Annotated in this window: 9 protein-coding genes; 7 read left to right on the top strand and 2 right to left on the bottom strand. The window is 59.6% G+C overall.

Annotated elements, in window-relative coordinates; all coding sequences use genetic code 11:
- Positions 1-501: 501 nt before the first annotated feature.
- Positions 502-1,845, bottom strand: a complete 1,344-nt coding sequence (locus tag OZX75_RS07395; RefSeq protein WP_277146000.1) for an alpha/beta fold hydrolase — start codon at positions 1,843-1,845, stop codon at positions 502-504.
- 275 nt (positions 1,846-2,120) lie between these two features.
- Here OZX75_RS07395 and OZX75_RS07390 point away from each other — a divergent pair, with 275 nt between their 5' ends.
- Complete coding sequence (locus OZX75_RS07390) at positions 2,121-3,284, top strand: ATP-binding protein (protein ID WP_277145999.1); 1,164 nt, start codon at positions 2,121-2,123, stop codon at positions 3,282-3,284.
- A gap of 23 nt (positions 3,285-3,307) precedes the next feature.
- On the opposite strand, the gene OZX75_RS07385 is transcribed toward OZX75_RS07390, so the two are convergent.
- Complete coding sequence (locus tag OZX75_RS07385; RefSeq protein ID WP_277145998.1) at positions 3,308-5,908, bottom strand: S9 family peptidase; 2,601 nt, start codon at positions 5,906-5,908, stop codon at positions 3,308-3,310.
- Between the two features lie 107 nt (positions 5,909-6,015).
- Between OZX75_RS07385 and OZX75_RS07380 the strand changes: the two genes are divergently transcribed.
- The 6 genes from OZX75_RS07380 (at position 6,016) to OZX75_RS07355 (ending at position 17,812) form a co-directional block, all read left to right on the top strand.
- The gene (locus tag OZX75_RS07380) at positions 6,016-7,806 is read left to right on the top strand and encodes a PASTA domain-containing protein (RefSeq protein WP_277145997.1); all 1,791 of its coding nucleotides are present in this window, start codon (positions 6,016-6,018) and stop codon (positions 7,804-7,806) included.
- Between the two features lie 121 nt (positions 7,807-7,927).
- Positions 7,928-10,411, top strand: coding sequence for a zinc-ribbon domain-containing protein (locus OZX75_RS07375; protein ID WP_277145996.1), 2,484 nt, complete (start codon positions 7,928-7,930; stop codon positions 10,409-10,411).
- 114 nt (positions 10,412-10,525) lie between these two features.
- On the top strand, positions 10,526-13,126 hold the full coding sequence (locus OZX75_RS07370) for a PASTA domain-containing protein (RefSeq protein WP_277145995.1): 2,601 nt from the start codon (positions 10,526-10,528) through the stop codon (positions 13,124-13,126).
- Positions 13,127-13,238: 112 nt separating this feature from the next.
- Positions 13,239-15,731 carry a zinc-ribbon domain-containing protein gene (locus OZX75_RS07365; RefSeq protein WP_277145994.1) on the top strand — a complete coding sequence of 831 codons (2,493 nt, stop codon included), beginning with the start codon at positions 13,239-13,241 and terminating at the stop codon, positions 15,729-15,731.
- A 790-nt stretch (positions 15,732-16,521) separates the two neighbouring features.
- Positions 16,522-17,223: an FHA domain-containing protein gene (locus OZX75_RS07360; protein ID WP_277145993.1), complete on the top strand. Its 702-nt coding sequence runs from the start codon at positions 16,522-16,524 to the stop codon at positions 17,221-17,223.
- Positions 17,224-17,251: 28 nt separating this feature from the next.
- Positions 17,252-17,812, top strand: a complete 561-nt coding sequence (locus OZX75_RS07355; protein WP_525930291.1) for an FHA domain-containing protein FhaB/FipA — start codon at positions 17,252-17,254, stop codon at positions 17,810-17,812.
- The last annotated feature ends 166 nt before the right edge of the window (positions 17,813-17,978 follow it).

The raw sequence follows: 17,978 nt of genomic DNA, 5'->3' as shown, positions 1-17,978 counted from the left end.
TTGCTTCGCCGGCGCATGGCATCTCGCTGTGCCCGACTATTCGGCACTGCGCAACACCCCACGGTTTCGGCCCGGTCAAGCACTTCGGCGACATCTCGGTAAGTTCCCATACATCCAGTCAAAACGGCTTTTCGTCAAAAGTCCAGCCGAAACGGGTTATGTGGTCGAACGTCCAAGGTCTCGGCGTGTTGTGGATAACTCAGGTTTGTCTGCATCGGATTGTGGAGATAACTTGATGCTGGAGAATGCGTTATTTCCAGCACCAGCAGCTGGAACCCTTGCAAAAATGCGTTGTCTCCTGCAGTCCACACACATTTATGCTGGAAACGTCGCAAACAGAAACGCCAAATGAGTCGTTTCCTGCACCTATACCCCACTTAGTGCTGGAAACAACCCATTTATGATCCATTGAGGAGGATTCATCGACACCCTGCGGTGCCGCTACGCACAGGGAAACAAACAGCCACGGCCCCACAGTAGTATCGACTTGGCATACTCCCGCTATTCCTCTTCGGCAACCATTTCGTCTACGGATTCGGCGTAGAAGTCGATGATGCGATCGACGTAAGGGCCGAGGACGGCGTTGGGCATGCTGAAAATCTCGTGGACCGCGGGCTCAACGCGTTCCAAGACCACGTCTCCGCTTTCGACGCGGACGCGCTCGACGAAGCGGTTTTGGGCCCCATTATGCACCCACGTATCGCGGCCGGCCTGGAAGAGCAGAATCGGGGTTTCGATACGCGCGCAGGCCTCGCGCCGCAAAATCGCGTGCGACATTCTGAGCGCCTGGTTGACCCAGCCGAACGTGGCGGCGTTGGTCTGGTAGTGCTCGTCTTGCCTGCGGAGGCTGAAATACCATTGCACGCGCGCTTGAGCGGCACCCTCGTAGCCCTTGAGTTTCATGGTCGGCGAGAACTCGGTCTGCCCGGGTGCGCGACGGCGCGAAAGTCCGACGGCGCTGGCAAGCGCGGTGGCAGGGCCGGCGATGGAGTTGGGCATGCCCGTAATCGGCTCGATCATCGGCGAGGAAAGCACGGCCCGGTCGAAGAGCATCGGGAAGCTTTCGAGCGTCGCCGCCGCGATGCCGCCACCCATCGAGTGCGAATACAGGTGCATCGGCTGATCGCCCGCGTACTGCCGCCCGACGGTCTGCGCAAACTTGGCAAGATCGGCGACATACCGCCGCCAATCGTCGATCCAAACCAACGAAGGATTGCTGACGTCGCGCACCGAATAGCCGTGGCCGCGGTGCTCCAAGATGCAGACGGAATAGCCCGCGAGCAGGAAATACCAAGCCATCTCGGCATGTTTCGCGGCGAACTCGGTGAAGCCGAACGAAAAGACGATCGAACCGCGGAACTTGGCGCTGGCACCGGGCACACCCAGCGCGTCGAACTTGTGCGCATCAAAACAAACGTAATGCAATTTGCCGGGCGTCGGCGGCGCAGCCAGCGACGAGATACCGAAAAACTTGCTGTGCATAATCCGCTGCTCGTCTGCTTCGTCCGAGCCGGTGTCGATGCCGCCGCCGCTGATGCCGATTCCCGCGTCCCCCATGCCAATGTGGGTGGTGCCGTTAGCGTCGTTTGCAATATCGGAGGAAGCCGAATTTGCGGTTTGCGAATTAGCGTCGGCATCGTTACCACTATCAGCAGCATCGGGATTACCGATATCGCCCGAAATGCTTTGAGACGCACCACTTTGCGCCGTGAAGTTAGCCGAATCGATGTCAGATACGCCGGCAGGCGACATCCACCCTTCCTCGCGGCACTGCGCGAGCGCCGGCAGCACGGTCTCGCGCATCGCGTCGGTATAACGGTTCTCGTCAATCAGCGGCATCTGCATACGGCCAAGTCTATCCGCACCCGCTGGCACAGGCCACAGCTATTTCACTCCGAGTCCTAAGTCATGATTTTCACAAACACTAAGTCATGATTTTACAAATTCCTAAGTCATGATTTACAATGAATCTACGTCAGGATTTTCACAAGCCCTACGTCATGATTTGTTCACGTACCGGCTAAAACCAACTAAGAGGCGAAAGAGAACCGTTCCCGGCACAAACACCTCCTACGAAAATCTCGGCAGCACTGGATACGAACCGGAAGGGGCAGAACAGCATGATTCCACGTCTTCTCACCAATCAAGCAAACAAGCTTGCGGGCTGGTTTCCCGTGGTCTCGGTCACCGGCCCGCGGCAAAGTGGCAAATCAACCCTGATCCGCTCTACCTTCCCCGATTACGAATACATCAACCTCGAAAACCCGGACATCCGCCGTACCGCGAACGAAGATCCGGTAGGTTTCATCCAAAACCGCCCCTCCCGGCTCATCCTTGACGAGGCACAATACGCACCGGACCTGTTTTCGATGATTCAGGTCGCTTCCGACGAACGCAACGAAACCGGCCAATACATCCTTTCCGGCTCACAGAATTTTCTGCTGCTCAAAAACATCAAACAATCCCTCGCCGGTCGCGTCGGTATCCTCAAACTCCTGCCGCTCTCATTTTCCGAAGCCCAGAAATCTGAGCAAAAGCCGACGATAGATGAATTCATGCTCCGAGGCGGCTACCCACGCCCTTACGACACCGGCATGGATCTCTCGGCCTACTTTTCCAGCTATATCAGCAGCTATCTGGAACGCGACGTGGCCGATTACCTCGGCGTACGCGACGTTTCCACTTTCCGCACCTTCCTCCGCCTTTGCGCGCAGAACGCCGGAAACCTTCTCAACTACACACACATGGCTTCCGACCTCGGCACCTCGTTCCGCACGGTGAAAGGTTGGCTCTCCATCCTCGAATCGAGCTATATCACGTTTCCGCTCCTGCCTTATTTCAAAAGTGCAGGAAAACGGCTGACAAAAACGCCAAAGCTGTATTTTTACGACACCGGCCTGCTTTGCCATCTACTCGGTATCAAAACACTGCCACAACTGCTCACCCATCCCATGCTCGGCGCGATTTTCGAGAATCTTATCGTAGCCGAAACCGCAAAGCACCATTTCAACAACGGTGTCGAACCAGAACTCTATTTCTACCGCGACACGCACAAGCGTGAGGTTGACTTGCTCGACCTCACCGACTCAGAACTCCCGTTCATGGCGGAAATCAAGTCCTCCCAAACCTACCATGGCAAGTACGGCACCACCCTCACCGAAATCGGCGAGGCGCTCAATGTCCCCGCCGAAAAACGCGCGGTTATCTACCGAGGGGAAGGCGGCATCAGCACCAAGCAGTTCAGGGTGCTCAACGGCAGCGCTTATCTCACGTTTTCGGAGTAGTAACCGGCCGCCTCCCCTACCGGCTATTCCCCGATTCCAAGTTCCTGCTTGATTCCCAGCGCATCGTAGAGGAAATCACGCTGGAGGGTCAGGAGGTTTTCGGCGACTTTCGGGTCGTTGGTCATGTGGGTGATGCCCGTGAGCGGCAGATAGGTGTGGGGGCGGCCGGCCTCCATCAACGCCTTCGAAAGCCGCAGCGAGTTGGCGATGCTCACGTTGTCGTCGGCGAACCCGTGGATAAGCATCAGCGGGCGGCGCAGCTTGGGGGCGTCGGCGACGATCGAGTTGCGCTCGTAGACCGCCGAGTCGAGGCCGAGGTAGCGCTCGGTGTAATGCGTATCGTAGAGCGTCCATTCCGTCGGCGGCGCACCGGCGCAGGCCGCGCGGAAGACGTCGGGGGCATCGAGCACGGCAAGCGCCGAAAGGAAGCCACCGAAGGACCAACCGATTATCACCACACGGTCGAGATCGGCTTCGGGCGCGACTTCCGGCAACGCGTGCACGGCCTCCACCTGATCGTCGAGCGAGACGTATTTCATGTCCTCGAACATCTCGCGATCCCATTTCGGGCCGCGCCCGGTGGTGCCGCGGTTGTCGGCGGTGACCACGATGAAGCCCTGATCGGCCCACCACTGGGACTCCCAATAGTTGGCCTGCGAGAAGGTGACCTGCTGGACTCCGGGGCCGCCGTATGGCTTCATGAGCACCGGCAGCTTGGTCGCGCCGGCAAATTTGCTGGAAGCACTCGGACGGGTGATGGCGGTGAACATGCGGTGCTCGCCGATTCGTGCGAACTCGGTATTCGGCGTGAAGCCGGGGGTTTCAGCGTGGCTGGCAATAGAAACTTCCGTTGCATAACCAGAGTCGCTTGTCAGTACGTTGGCAGTACATTTATTACCGGATTGATTAATCAGACCGTGCACCATCACCGCCCCGGGATGCGCCATATCATGGCCGGAGACGACGACGCCATTGCCGCAACGACTTGCGCTCCACACACCCGGCGCAGCGGTGACCGGCACAATATTCCCGTCGAAATCGATGGTGACCACATCGTAACTGCGCGCGTCATGCAGTGCCGCATCGCTCTGCCAGGCCGGAGGAACTTTCGGCAGCAAAACATCACTTTCGCGCGGCGTGCGCTGCACCACCGCGAGCACGTTCTGGTCGCCGACATCCAGCACCTCACGCACCTGCCAGTCGACGGGCGTGAACAGCTTGCCGTCGACGGTCAGCCGGTTGGTGTCGGTGTCCATATCGTTCAATGCGCAGATCAAGCGCCCGTCCGGCGTGAAGGCCGGGGTGCCGAGCACGAGGTCGATCCACTGGTCGTTGGCATGTTCTTCTAGAACGCGAGTACGCCCGTCGGGCTGGACCTCCAGCACTTGGTCACGCGTCTGCCGACGGTTCTGCACCAGCACGAGCGGCTCGCGGCCGGCCTTCCAGCTCACCGCTGCCACATATTCGTAATCCTCGCGGCTCCACGAAACGTTCTGCACGTCGCTGCCCGCGTAACGTCCGCCACGCTCGTCGTCGAACTCGAGATGAGCCAGCATCAGCCGCGTGATGGCGTTCTTGGTGAGCGCACGCGCGTAACGCCGGCCGGCCGCAGGCTTGTCGGGATGGGCCGGATCGCTGATATACCACATCGGCTCGGGCGAGCTGTCATACATTTCGAAGAGCAGGCCACGAGAATCAGGTGCCCACCAGAAGCCGTCGTAACGGTCCATCTCCTCGCCGGCCACGAATTCGGCCAGCCCGATTTTCAGCGTTCCGCTCGGGTCGTTGCCGACGCTCCACACCGTGCTGAACCGGTCGCCGGAAGCGTTGGTTTCGTTGACATCGCCAGCCGTACGGGCTTCCTGCGCCTCGGCCGCGCAAGTGCGCGGATGCGAAGTATGAGCATGACGTATAGCGCCATTCCCGTTGCCGTCAGCACTGTCGGCGCCGTCGAGCCCGGCATCGTCCCAATCGGCGATATCCACCATCACCAGACGCGAACCAGTCGTGTAGGCGATATGCCTTCCGTCCGGCGAAATCCGCGGGTTCAGCACCGGCAGCCACTTGCTGTCCGGCGATGCGGTTTCCTGATTCTCGGCAGCAGTTGAGCTATCGTCATTTTTAGAATTCACAGCATCATCGACGCCATCGCCAGCATCGCCGCCTCCAATCGCGATTTGCCGCGTGCGAGCGCCGTCGCCGTCCTTGTCGATCTCGCTGACGAACAGCTGCCCGTTGATGGTGAAAGCGACACGACGCCCCGCGCTATCCACGGAATACGAAACAATGCCCTGCCCGCCTTCGCGCGCACGCTCGCGCCGCGCTTTCTCCTCGGCCGGCACGTCCTCGTTGTCGGCGTCGGCCAGCAGTTCGCGCGGATCGGCCAGCAGCACCTCGCGATGCGAGCCGTCAGCGTCAATCACGCTCATCCAAAGCGAGGTGACCAGATCCTCCGCCCCATCCGAGCGCAGAAACAGCGCCCGCGACCCGTCACCGATCACCGACGCGGCCCGAGGAGCCCCGCCCGTAAACCGCAGCGAACGCGCCCTGCGCCCCGGAAACTGTGCAATCGCCTTCGCTTGCGCGTTCAAATCGTCACTTTTTTCAGCCGTATGTAAAGTCATGGTTCCAGTATAGGGAACCCGCGCTGACCGAGGGCGACATTTTGGCCCGTTGTGTCGTACCATATATATAAGAGCAGTGACGCAAGAAGCAGAGAAAAGAGAGAACGATGAAGTTTTGCAACCAATGCGGGCATCGGCTCGACGACGACAAAAAATTCTGCACGCACTGCGGAGCCCCAGCTCCTTCGGCAAGCGCAAACAGCGCTGTACCCTCACATGGCAATGCGCCTCAACCCTCTGCCGCGGCATCCCTACCGCCGATGCCGCACAATACGCCACAACCGCAAAGCAACGCGGCTTCGGGAACCGGACAAACTACTGCTGCAACCGCAGCCACAGCCGCAACCTCGACAATCACCACAGCGGCCGGGGCAAACAGCAAGAAGCGCCTCACCATCCTCATCGCCGCCATCGTGGCCGCAGCGCTGGTCATCGCCGGCGCGGGCTTCGGCACTTACAAGGCCCAGCTCTGGGGCGGCAAAACCGTGCCGTCACCGGCCGACCTCGGCCTTCAGAAAGCCTCCGACACCCACGAATTCTCGGCCGCCGACGTGGAATATTCGCTGCACCAGCGCGGCTTCAAAACGGTCACCAAGCACGCATTCTCCGGCAAACCCAAGGGCAGCTTCATCAGCTATCGCCACATTGACCCAAGCAAGCGCTACAGCACCCACAAAGACACGATCACCCTCGTCGCTTCCGGCGGCCCGGGCGTGCCCGGCGGCACCCAGGGCAAACCGGTGCAACAGGTCCGTAAATCCCTCGACTCGATGAAGGTCCCCGTCCATTACCATAAGGTGATCGTCGGCGGACAGGGCACCAAGCCAGACACCGTCGTCGCCTCCTACCCCGCGCCCGGCCAGCCGGTGACCGACGACAAGACCGGCATCGAGGTCGGTGTCGCCACAACCGGCAAAGGCGTGGGCTACGACGTCGTGGGTATGGGCAAGGACCAGGCCCAGCAGCAGTACGCGGGCGCCGGCTTCAACGTCACCTTGAGGGCCCGGTTCTCCAGCAAGAAGATGCTCGGCAAAATCGTCGACTCCTACCCCAGGCCCGGCAGTGAGGCGAACGGCGGCAATCTCATATTGTATTACGGTATTGACGCCAGCGGCTTCGACGAAGCGGTAAAGGGCAAGAACGTCATGCACGACGACCTGTATGGCTCGCAGGACGACCCCGTAGGCGCGGCGGCGCCGGTTCAGGGCCGCTACTGCACCAACGGCGGTGAGTGCATCGACTTCACAGACATAAGCGACCATACGTCGATGCCTGCGACCGTCAGCTCCGAATACCCTCTCAAGGACACGAATGACTACGGCCACGGCCTGCTGTTCTGCGGGGCCATCCAACAACCTTTCTGCTACGACATGAACGAAACCAAGAAGCCGCTCTACAAGCAGGGTTCGGGCGCCTTCGAGCTGGCGCCCTATAACTACTCGACGGGCTTCTTCTGCGGCAGCACCTTCGTCGAGGGCGATGCGGGCAGCTCCTGCCACAACGGGCAGATACCCGAGGAATACAACCAGGAATATGCGGATCATCCGACCGGCGCCACCCATCAGATGGGCCCGCTATATATCTATTTCCCGGTGGGTTCCGACGTGTCCAAAGTGATGGATTCCGGCTATTTCGACAAGGCTTATGTCGCCAAGGCCAAAAAGCAGAAGACCCCAGACACCTCGCGCCCGTTCTTCATCCGGCGCGACAAGTCACTATACAAAAAGACCAGCGTGAGCATCAGTAAAATAGACACCCCCAATCCCTTCCTGCCTACGTACGGAGGAGCGGAGAGCTCCCTCGAACCGGTCAAACCCGCGCCCAGCGACGAGACGGCCTACTATCTCGTCGACCAGCCGCAGCTCGACTGGGATTCGCTGCCCGACCTCGACCAGTAGCGGGGTGACGAGTCGGACGGCGATATGACACGGTATGACGCAATGGCATAGACGATAAACCACAGAGAAAAGCCAAAAGAGCCATTACGAGAGCAATGACGAACACGGAGAGAGACAGGACATGAGATTCTGCACCAATTGCGGGCATCCGCTCGCCGACGACGAGGAGTTCTGCGGGCAATGCGGCACCCCGGCGCCCACCGCGCAATCCGCAGGCGCTGGTTCCACGAGCAACGCCGCCGGTAATACCAACACGAGCGGCAAGGGCACTGCAGGTAGCACTGCGGCCGCAGACAACGCAATCCCGCCCCTCCCCGGTTCCACACAACCGGTTCCTGCACCCACTGCACCCGCCGGAGGCCAGGTGCCGCTGCCGCACACTTCGCCGTCTACCTCGACTGTCGCCTCAGGCACCGCCTCACCCGCAGCAACGGCCGCCGTAACGACGGCCGCCAAAACGCAGGCCAAAAAGAAGCTGACCATCATCATCGCGGCCGTCGTCGCCGTCGTGCTGGTGGTCACGGGCGTCGGCTTCGGCACCTACAAAGCCGAAATCTGGGGCGGCAAGACCATTCCCGGCATAGCCGATCTGGGCGTGAAGAAATCCGCGAAAACCCACGAATTCACCACCGCCGACGTGGAATACTCGCTGCACGAACGCGGCTTCAAAACCGCCACAGAGCAGGTCTTCTCGCCCAAGCCCAAGGGCACTTTCCTCAAATACCGCAACGTCACGGTGGGCAAGCGCTACAACGTGAAACGCAACCCGGTCATCCTCACCGTATCCGCCGGCCCGGGCGTGCCCAAAGGCACCAAGGGCAAACCGGTGCAGGACGTCACCGACAGCCTCAAATCCATGGGCGTTCCGGTCCATTATCATAAAGTGATAGCTCGGGCGAGCCGGCACAAGGAAGGCACGGTCGTGGCCACATACCCGGCCGACGGCAAGCCCGTGGTCGACACCGACCATGGCATCGACGTCGGCGTCGCCACCATCGGCCACGGCATCAGCTACGACGTCCTCGGCATGGACAAAGACAAGGCACAGAAGGAATACGCGTCCCCGGCCTGGATCGTCAAGCTCATGCCTCGCTTCTCCAGCAAGAAGATGATCGGCAAGATCGTCGACACCTATCCCAAGCCGGGCACGGCCTCGGAAGGCGGCGGCCTCATCCTCTTCTACGGCATCGACGCCAGTGGCATGGACGACGCGGTCAAGGACGAATACGACAAGATCGACGGCAAGGTCATCGACCTCTGGTCCCTCAACGCGCCCGTCGGCGGCAAATACTGCACCAACGCCGGCAAGTGCCTCACCCTCAAGACCAAGGTCGACAGCATCCTTTACCAACCATACGTCACCGTATCCAGCTCTGAAATCGCGAACCCTTACGACCACCTCGCCTTCTGCCACGCCGGCGGCGACCCGGCCTGTTCGCTGGGCAATGAATACGGCGAGCACGGCGAGCTCTACTACCGCCACCTGGGCGCCTTCGAACTGATGAGCGCAACAGCCATGAACCAGATCAAATGCGGCGACCACGATGACGTAGGCCGCACCTCCAGAAGCTCGCGCTGCGTGGCCGGCCAGGTCGTGCCGTACGACGGCTCGGACTCCTCGATGAGCGGTGCCACCTACGAGATGGGCCCTCTCTACGTCTACTTCCCGGTCGGCTCGAAAGTCAAGAGCGTGGTCGATTCCGGCTACTTCGACAAGGACGCCACGGCCAAGGCCAAGAAGCAGAAGGCAGTGGACACCTCGCGGCCGTTCCTGATCAGCCGTGACAAAAGCCTTTACAAGACCACCAGCGTCAACGTGCCCGACATGCGCACGCCAAACCCCTTCATCCCCGAAATGTACAAAAAGGACAACGGCACCCTCGTGCCGATGAAGCCCGCCCCGAGCGACGAGACCGCCTACTATCTGATCGACGACCCGCTGGATTGGGACGCGTTGCCCGATTTCGACATCACGAAGGCGCCCAAGAAGCAAGCTGCCGGCAAGTCCGGTTCCTCCGCCAAGAAGCCGAACAAGGGCTATAAGCCCCGTCTGCTCACCAAGGACTCCACCCCGGACCAGATCATCGAAGCGCTGGAAAACAACGACTTCGGACCAATCGCGGGCGATTACTGCAACACCGCCAAGGAATGCGTGCACATCAGCCGCACCGGAATCCTGACCGGCATCAGCGGCGCGGACGAGCTGTCCGTGCACAACGGCAGCCATCTCGCCCTCGCCGAAAACGTCGCCAGCACGAGGACCCCGTACAAGCCCAAATCCAGCACGCCGTACCTCAACCTGCGCGGCCCGGACAGCGAATACGGCTGCCAGGGCGGCAAGGGCCTCGACCAGTGCGCGGACGTCACGATTCCCGAAATGACCTCGACGCCCACCGACCTGATCTACGTCTTCAAGGGCGCGGACACCTCAAGCTGGTATCAACACGGCAACAGCGGCGAGAACAACCCGGGCTTCCTGGACGCCGAGGGCGACAAAAGCAAGCCTGCACCCACCACCATGCCATACATCTTCTTCATGAACAGCCACAGCTCCTCCATGTTGGACCCGCCTAGGAAGGACACCGTCTACTACCTGCAGCAATGACGGCAGACGAAGCCGAGACCCACTTGCGCCGCGAACTTTCCCGCCGCCGGGTTTCGTGGTGCAAGTCGGTCGTATCATATTTTTAGAGAATATCGGCATGAGGGAAAGATGGTAATGAGGTTCTGTACCAACTGCGGCAACAAGCTCGATGACAACGCACAATTCTGCACGGCGTGCGGCACCGCCCAGCCCGCAACGCACGACACGGCAAACAACGGCGGCAACGGGCTCGCAAACAACAGCGGCACTTTTGCCGGCAGAACCCCGTCAGCCAGCGGCATCACACCGGCCATTCCTTTGCCCGGCAGCGGCGTGAACGGCACGCCATCGGCTCCCGTTCCGGCACCGGCCACAGCTCCTGTGCCAACCCCTACTTCCGCTCCGGCCGCCGCTCCGATGCCAACGCCGGCTGCGACTACGGCACAACCCGCACCCGTCTACTCGAATTCCTCGGCTACAAGCCCCGCTCCAGCTCCCGCAGCGAACGCAGGCGCAGGCACAGAGCCGGCAGGCACCGCCATCGCAGGAGCGGCGAGCGCGACAACAACCGCGGTCCGCCAGCACACCAAAAAGCGGCTAGTCATCATCATCGCCGCCATCGTGGCGGCCATCCTCGTCGTCACGGGCGCCGGCTTCGGCACCTACAAGGCGGAGCTCTGGGGCGGCAAAACCGTGCCGGCACCGGCCAGTCTCGGCATCGCCAAGTCCAAGAAAACCCACGAATTCACCGCCGCCGACGTCGAACAATCCCTGCACGCCAAAGGCTTCAAAACCACCGTCACCGAAACGTTCTCAGCCAAGCCCAAGGGCAGCTTCATCAACTACCGCGGCATCCAATCCGGCAAACGCTACAGCACCGGCAACAACCCCATCACCATCCTCTCCTCCAACGGCCCCGGCGTACCCAAAGGCACCAGCGGCCAACCCGTGCAAAACGTGACCGAAAACCTCGAATCGATGGGCGTCTCGGTGCACTATTACAGCATCGTCGTCTCCGATCACGGCCCAAAGGAGGGCACGGTCGTCGCCTCCTACCCCGCCGACGGGCAGCCGGTGCGCGATACCAAAACCGGCATCGAGGTCGGCGTGGCCAAACGCCATGGCGGCATCGGCTACGACGTCCTCGGCATGACCAAGGACAAAGCCAAGAGCCAGTACGAAAAGGCCGGTTTCGACGTCACCGTACGACCTCGCTTCTCCAGCAAGAAGATGCTCGGCAAAATCGTGGATTCCCAACCCAAGCCCGGCACCGCATCCACTACAACCAACAATCTCACCCTCTATTACGGCATCGATGCCAGTGGCTTCGACGACGCAGTCGAGGCAAAAAACATTTTTGCCGACGACAACTCTACGGGCTCAGGAGAACCATCCTTCCCTGACGGCGCCCTCGCCTCCAGCGCTGCTCCGGCAGGGGGCACTTACTGCACCAAGGCCGGCAAATGCATCAATCTTGAGCAAACGCCGGATGTCAATGGCGCCGGCATGGACCTGACCACCTCAGAGTCCGACCCGCTTATCCCTGACGACACCCCGAGAAACGCGGGAGACGACAACCTGATATTCTGCGACGCGCAACAGCAGCCTTACTGCTCAAAGAGCTCAGAGCATTACTCGCTCTACGGCCAGGGAACGGGTGCGTTCGAACTTAGCCCTACTACTGACCAATATGCCTATATGTGTGGCACCGAAGTGGAATACAACTCTGGCTCACCCCAACCCTCTTGTGTCAACGGCTCGGCAAGCGGCAGGCCCGGCGGACCCATGTCTGGCGCCAGCTACAAGATGGGCATTCTCTATGATTACTTCCCTGTCGGATCCAACGTAAAGAAAGTGGTCGATTCGGGCTACTTTGACAAGGCCGAGGTCGCCAAGGCCAAGAAGCAGAAGGCCGTCGACATCTCTCGTCCGTTCTTTATCCGCCGCGACTCTTCCCTCTACGACAAAACCAGTGCGAGCTTCTCGGACCTTTCGGACCCCAATCCGTTCACTCCAGCCTTCGGCACCACCAAGAAAACCATGAAGCCGGTCAAGCCAGCGCCCAGCGACGAGACGGCCTACTACCTGGTCGACCAGCCTCAGCTCGACTGGAGCCAGCTCCCTGAATTCACCATCACCAAGGCGAGCAAAAGCGACAAAAAGTCCGGCCATAAGTCCAATCCAAAGGTGAAAACCAAACCGGCGAAGGACGCCACCCCCGATGAGATCACCGCGGCCGTAGGCAAGGGCGATTTCTCACCGATAGCCGGAAAGTATTGCAAGACTGATGGCAGTTGCCTGCAACTGGACAAGAAGGGGACGGTAACAGGAATCCCGTCGGACTGGAAAGACCAATCAACCAGCCAACTGCACCTAGCCGGCCCAAAGGAGGAGTGGGGTGATGACGCGCGCAACTCCGTTCCCAATTCACCGTATCTGAGCCTCATCGGCCCCGACAGCGACTACAAATGCCCCGCGGGAACCGGGGAGGAACTCTGCTACAACAGCGGCGCGATCGAAGCCGATATCCAAAAGCCGATTTATATGATGTATGTATTCAAGAACGTGGATACCTCATTCTGGTATAACGGCAACAACTCGTATCCCAGTCCCGGATTCGCAGTTGGGGACGACCCGGACCAGCCTCCGGCCAAAGACAAGCCCTACCTCTCATTCTTGAGCTATCACATGAATGATTCACCACGAGATCACGATGTCTACTACCTGACAAAATAAGGCGAAACAGCCCAGCTGACCAATCAGTGACACGGGAACGTTTCCCGGCAACTCATTTTCGCGTTGCCACCGACGGCCCCGCAGTAGAGAAGACGAACAAGGAAGAACAATCATGAGATTCTGCACGAATTGCGGCAATAAGCTCGACGATAACGCACAGTTCTGCACGGCATGTGGCACCGCACAGCCTGCGACGCACGGAACGACAGGTAACGGCAGCAACGGGACCGCAGTCAACACCACATCTGGCAACTACGCCAACAAAATCAGCCAGCCGGCAGCCGACAACACCATGCCTTCCATCCCACTGCCCGGCAACGCGAACGCGAGCGCCCCTACCAACGACAGGAACGCCAGCATGCCCGCCGACAACCGGCAGACGACGCAACGCCCAGCACCTGCAATGGCCACGACTCCGGCTCCGGCTCAGCCAACACAGCCGTCAGCACAACCAGCCCAGCCAGCGCAGCCGGCCCAGCCAGCATCCGGTTTCGCGGACCCAGGCACAGCAACCGCGGTCCGCAAGCACACCAAAAAGACCCTGATCATCGCCATCGCAGCCATCGTCGTTGTGGCGCTCGTGGCCACCATCGTCGGCTTCGGCACTTACAAGGCGCAGATGTGGGGCGGCAAAACCGTACCCTCACCCGCCGAGCTCGGAGTAGTCAAATCCAAGAAAACCCACGAATTCACCGCCGCCGACGTCGAAAAATCGCTGCACAAACGCGGGTTCAAAACCGTCAGAGAGAAAACGTTCTCGGCAAAGCCAAAGGGCAGCTTCCTCAAATACCGCGGCATCGATGCACACAAACGTTACAGCACCAGCAGCCAGCCCATCACCATCCTGGCTTCCGGCGGCCCCGGCGTGCCCAAAGGCACCAGCGGCCAACCTGTGCAAAACGTGACCAACAACCTCGGATCAATGGGCGTTCCGGTACATTATTACAAAGTGATAACCGACACGAGCAAGACCAAGGAGGGCACCGTTCTCACCACTTATCCTTCAGACGGCCAGGCGGTCACCGACGCCAAAACCGGCATCAACGTCGGCGTCGCGACTTCAGGCGACGGCGTCGATTACAGCGTCGTGGGCCAAAACAAGGACCAGGCCAAGCAGCAGTACGCCGGCAAAGGCTTCAATGTCACGCTCGTTCCCCGTTTCTCCAGCAAGAAGATGATTGGCAAGATCGTCGATTCCCAGCCCAAACCAGGCAGCGCGACGAACGGCGGCGATCTCTTCCTCTTCTACGGCATCGACGCCAGCGGCATGGACGACGCGGTGCGTTTCGGGCCAGGCAGCATCAACGACGACGTGGCCAACGCGTTCTACGCGCCCGTAGGCGGCACCTATTGCACCAAAGCCGGTTCCTGCATCAATCTCGACCAGACAGTCACACTCGAAAATCCGGGCGATGGAGGAACTCCGTTGCTCAATACCAGCGTTTCCAGCTCTGAGCTGCCCGGGAAATACGGCACCGCTCTCAATTTCTGCATGCACGGCGGCGATCCGGGTTGCGCGTCGAGAAGCACCGGCGACCCTTCGAAACAGGCCGACCTCTTCTACAAGAACAAGGGTGCCTTCGAACTGATGGACCAGAGTATCGACCAAATCACCTGCGGAACAGGCAGCATCGCCCGTTGGGATCCTATGGGTATCTGCGTCAACGGGCAGTCAACCGGTCCGGACTACGGCAGCCTCGATTCGCCGATGTCCGGAGCCAGCTACGAAATGAAGCTCCATTACGTCTTCTTCCCCGTCGGCTCGGACGTCAAGGGCGTGGTCGATTCCGGTTACTTCGACAAGGCCTACGTCGCCAAAGCCAAGAAACAGAAGCCCGTCGACACCTCGCGTCCGTTCTTCATCCGCCGCGACAAGAGCCTTTACAAGACCACCAAGGTCAATGTGCCGAACCTGAAAACCACTAACCCGTTCGTGCCCGACAAACCCGGCAAGATGGTGCCGACCAAACCCGCGCCCAGCGACGAAACCGCTTACTACCTCGTCGACGAAACGCAGCCGGACTGGAGTTCGCTGCCCGAATTCACGATTTCGAAGGGCGGCAACAAGGCTGATCCGAAGCCCAACGCCAAAAACGCGACCCCGGACCAGATCACCAAAGACGTGGTGAACGGCGACCTCTCGCTTATCGCAGGCAAATACTGCAACAATGCCAATGAGTGCCTCCAGCTGGACAAGGACGGCAACCTCACCGGAATGAAAAATTATCACGATACCAAAATTCATCTGGCAGGGGCCAAGGAGGCCTGGGGCGAGGACTCGCGTCAGAACTGGAGCAATTCGCCATATCTGACGTTCAACGGCCCGGATAGCGACTACAAATGCCCTGCCGGGACGGGCATGCAGCTTTGTTATGACAGCGGTGCATCCGAAGCCGAAATCCAAAAACCGGTCTACGTAATCTACGTCTTCAAAAACGCAGACACCTCGTTCTGGTACACGAAAGACGATCCGTCGCCAAGTCCCGGTTTCGACCACGGCGACGGCCCGACGACCGCGGCCAAAACCGACCGTCCCTATCTCGATTTCATCGGCTACCACATGAACTCTGCCCCCGCCGACGATTCGGTATACCATCTGCAGTAACAGGACCACCTCTTGGGTCAAGCCCGTCTTGCATCTCATTTATACCGAACAAAACGCAAGACGGGCAATCTAGCTCACGTCCACAACTGACAAGAATCCTAAAGAACCCTCAACGTCAGCAGTAACATCGTCGCGAAGCCGATGCCGACTACGGTTATCATGATCACGAATGCGGCAAACACCCTGTTTATCGGCATTCTCTGCGCAAGACAGAGCAGCACGTTGAACAGCTGTGACCAGAAACCGTGGTGACCGCGAGGATCACCAGGGGCAAGCATTGCTCACCTCCCTTCGAATAGCCAATGATTCATGCACATCGGCGAATTCTCAGGTACACCAATGTACAGTTAAAATCATATCAGTTGTCGCATTCGAGCAAGACGAAAACGGTCTTTGCGAGAATCAAGAATCGGCTTTCTTACTCCTCTGTTTTCAACGACAAGACAGCGAAACAGGTTTGACAAACTAACCGTTGCTGATAGATAATGGCATTGTCTTGATATCTCAGGGCCGGACACAAGAGGTGTCGGTGGTGGTTTCGGCATGATTTTCTTCATACCGATTTGGAACTTGACAATATCGGTAAGTGTCTGGCTTCAAGACAAAAGCTTCGAGTAGCTCGATGATTCAAGTGGGAGCCGGCGAAATCCGACTCCCACTTTACGTTTGGCGCGCGGCTATCCCAGCAAATTACTTTCCCCCACAATGAAGAAATTGCACGGATTAGGCCGAAAATTGCAACTCGTTTGCGGCCTCGCGTAAGATAGTGGCTGATAAGAAAGGGGCTACGATGAGCGTTTTTGATCGTTTTGAGAAAAGCGTTGAGGGAGCCGTGAACGGTGTCTTCTCGAAATTCGGCTCGAAAGACCTTCAGCCGGTCGACCTCTCCAGCGCTCTCGAACGCGAGATCGACGCCGAGGCCATGCCGGTCGGGCGCGACCGCACCGTCGCCCCGAACGAATACCGCTTCAAGCTGAGCACACCCGATTTCGACCGCATCGAACAGTGGGGCAGCGAGACGCTCGCCAACGAGCTTGCAGACAATCTCACGCAGTACGCCAAAAGCCAGCACTACGCTTTCGTCGGCCCTGTCGTGGTCATCTTCGAGGAAGACCTCGATCTGAGCAAGGGCAACTTCAAGCTCACCAGCGAGTCCGTGCAGGGCAACGCCGTTCCGGTGACCACCGAGAACCAGTCGCAAGACAGCCCGATGCTCGAGATCAACGGCAACCAATACCTCCTGACCAAAGAGAAGACCATCGTCGGCCGCGGTTCCGGCTGCGACATCGTCATCGACGATCCGGGAATCTCGCGCAACCACCTCGAAATCGACATCACCCCGAACGGCACCATCGCCCGCGATTTGGGTTCCACCAACGGAACCTACGTGGAAGGGCATCAGGTGCCGGCGGCAACCCTGCTCGACGGCAACACCATCACCATCGGCCACACCCGCATCCTCTATTGGGCTTCACAGCAGGATCAGGAATAACGGCCAGACGCTAGGCATATCCTCTATGATTACCGAACTTACCTTTGCGATTCTCAAGTATGGCTTCCTCGCCCTGCTCTGGGTATTCGTATGGCTTGCCGTGCGCTCGCTGAAACGCGACGTTGAGACGCTGAGTCCGCACAAATCGTGGTCGCACCGCAAAAGCGCTCGCCGCGCGCGCAAGGCCGCCGAATCCAACCCGATGCCGGCCATGGCCAACGCCCCCGTAGCCACGTCGCACCGCGGCAACCCCGGCATGCAGATGGGTATGGCCGGCGGTTCCGGCGTCAATGCCAGACCAACGCTTCTGACCATTATCGACGGGCCGCTCGCCGGCTCGTCCGTTCCGTTGAGCAAGGGCACCATCACCCTCGGCCGTTCCAGCTCCAACACCGTGGTTCTGGACGACGAATTCGTCTCCTCCCAACATGCGCGGGTCTACGCGGACCCGGCTTCCGGTTCCTGGGCCATCGAAGACCTCGGCAGCACGAACGGCACCATCGTCAACCACCGCCGCATCACCTCGCCCGTGGTCCTGCCCGCGCGCGTGCCCGTACGCATCGGCGCCACAACGTTCGAGTTGAGGTGATCGCCAATGTCAGATACCTCGAATCTTTCCAATCCTTCCGATTCGGCTCATTCCGATTCCACCATGCCGCCTTCGATCCCGGTAACCGAAACCGGGGCGAAAACCTACGAAAGTAACGGCGAAGGCACGCCGAACACCCAACGCATCGCCATCGATCAGGATGGGA

The organism is Bifidobacterium sp. ESL0800, assembly GCF_029395355.1.
Classification (GTDB): Bacteria; Actinomycetota; Actinomycetes; order Actinomycetales; family Bifidobacteriaceae; genus Bifidobacterium.
The sequence above is the reverse complement of the archived record's forward strand: the minus strand, read 5'-3'. Positions and strand labels throughout refer to the sequence as shown.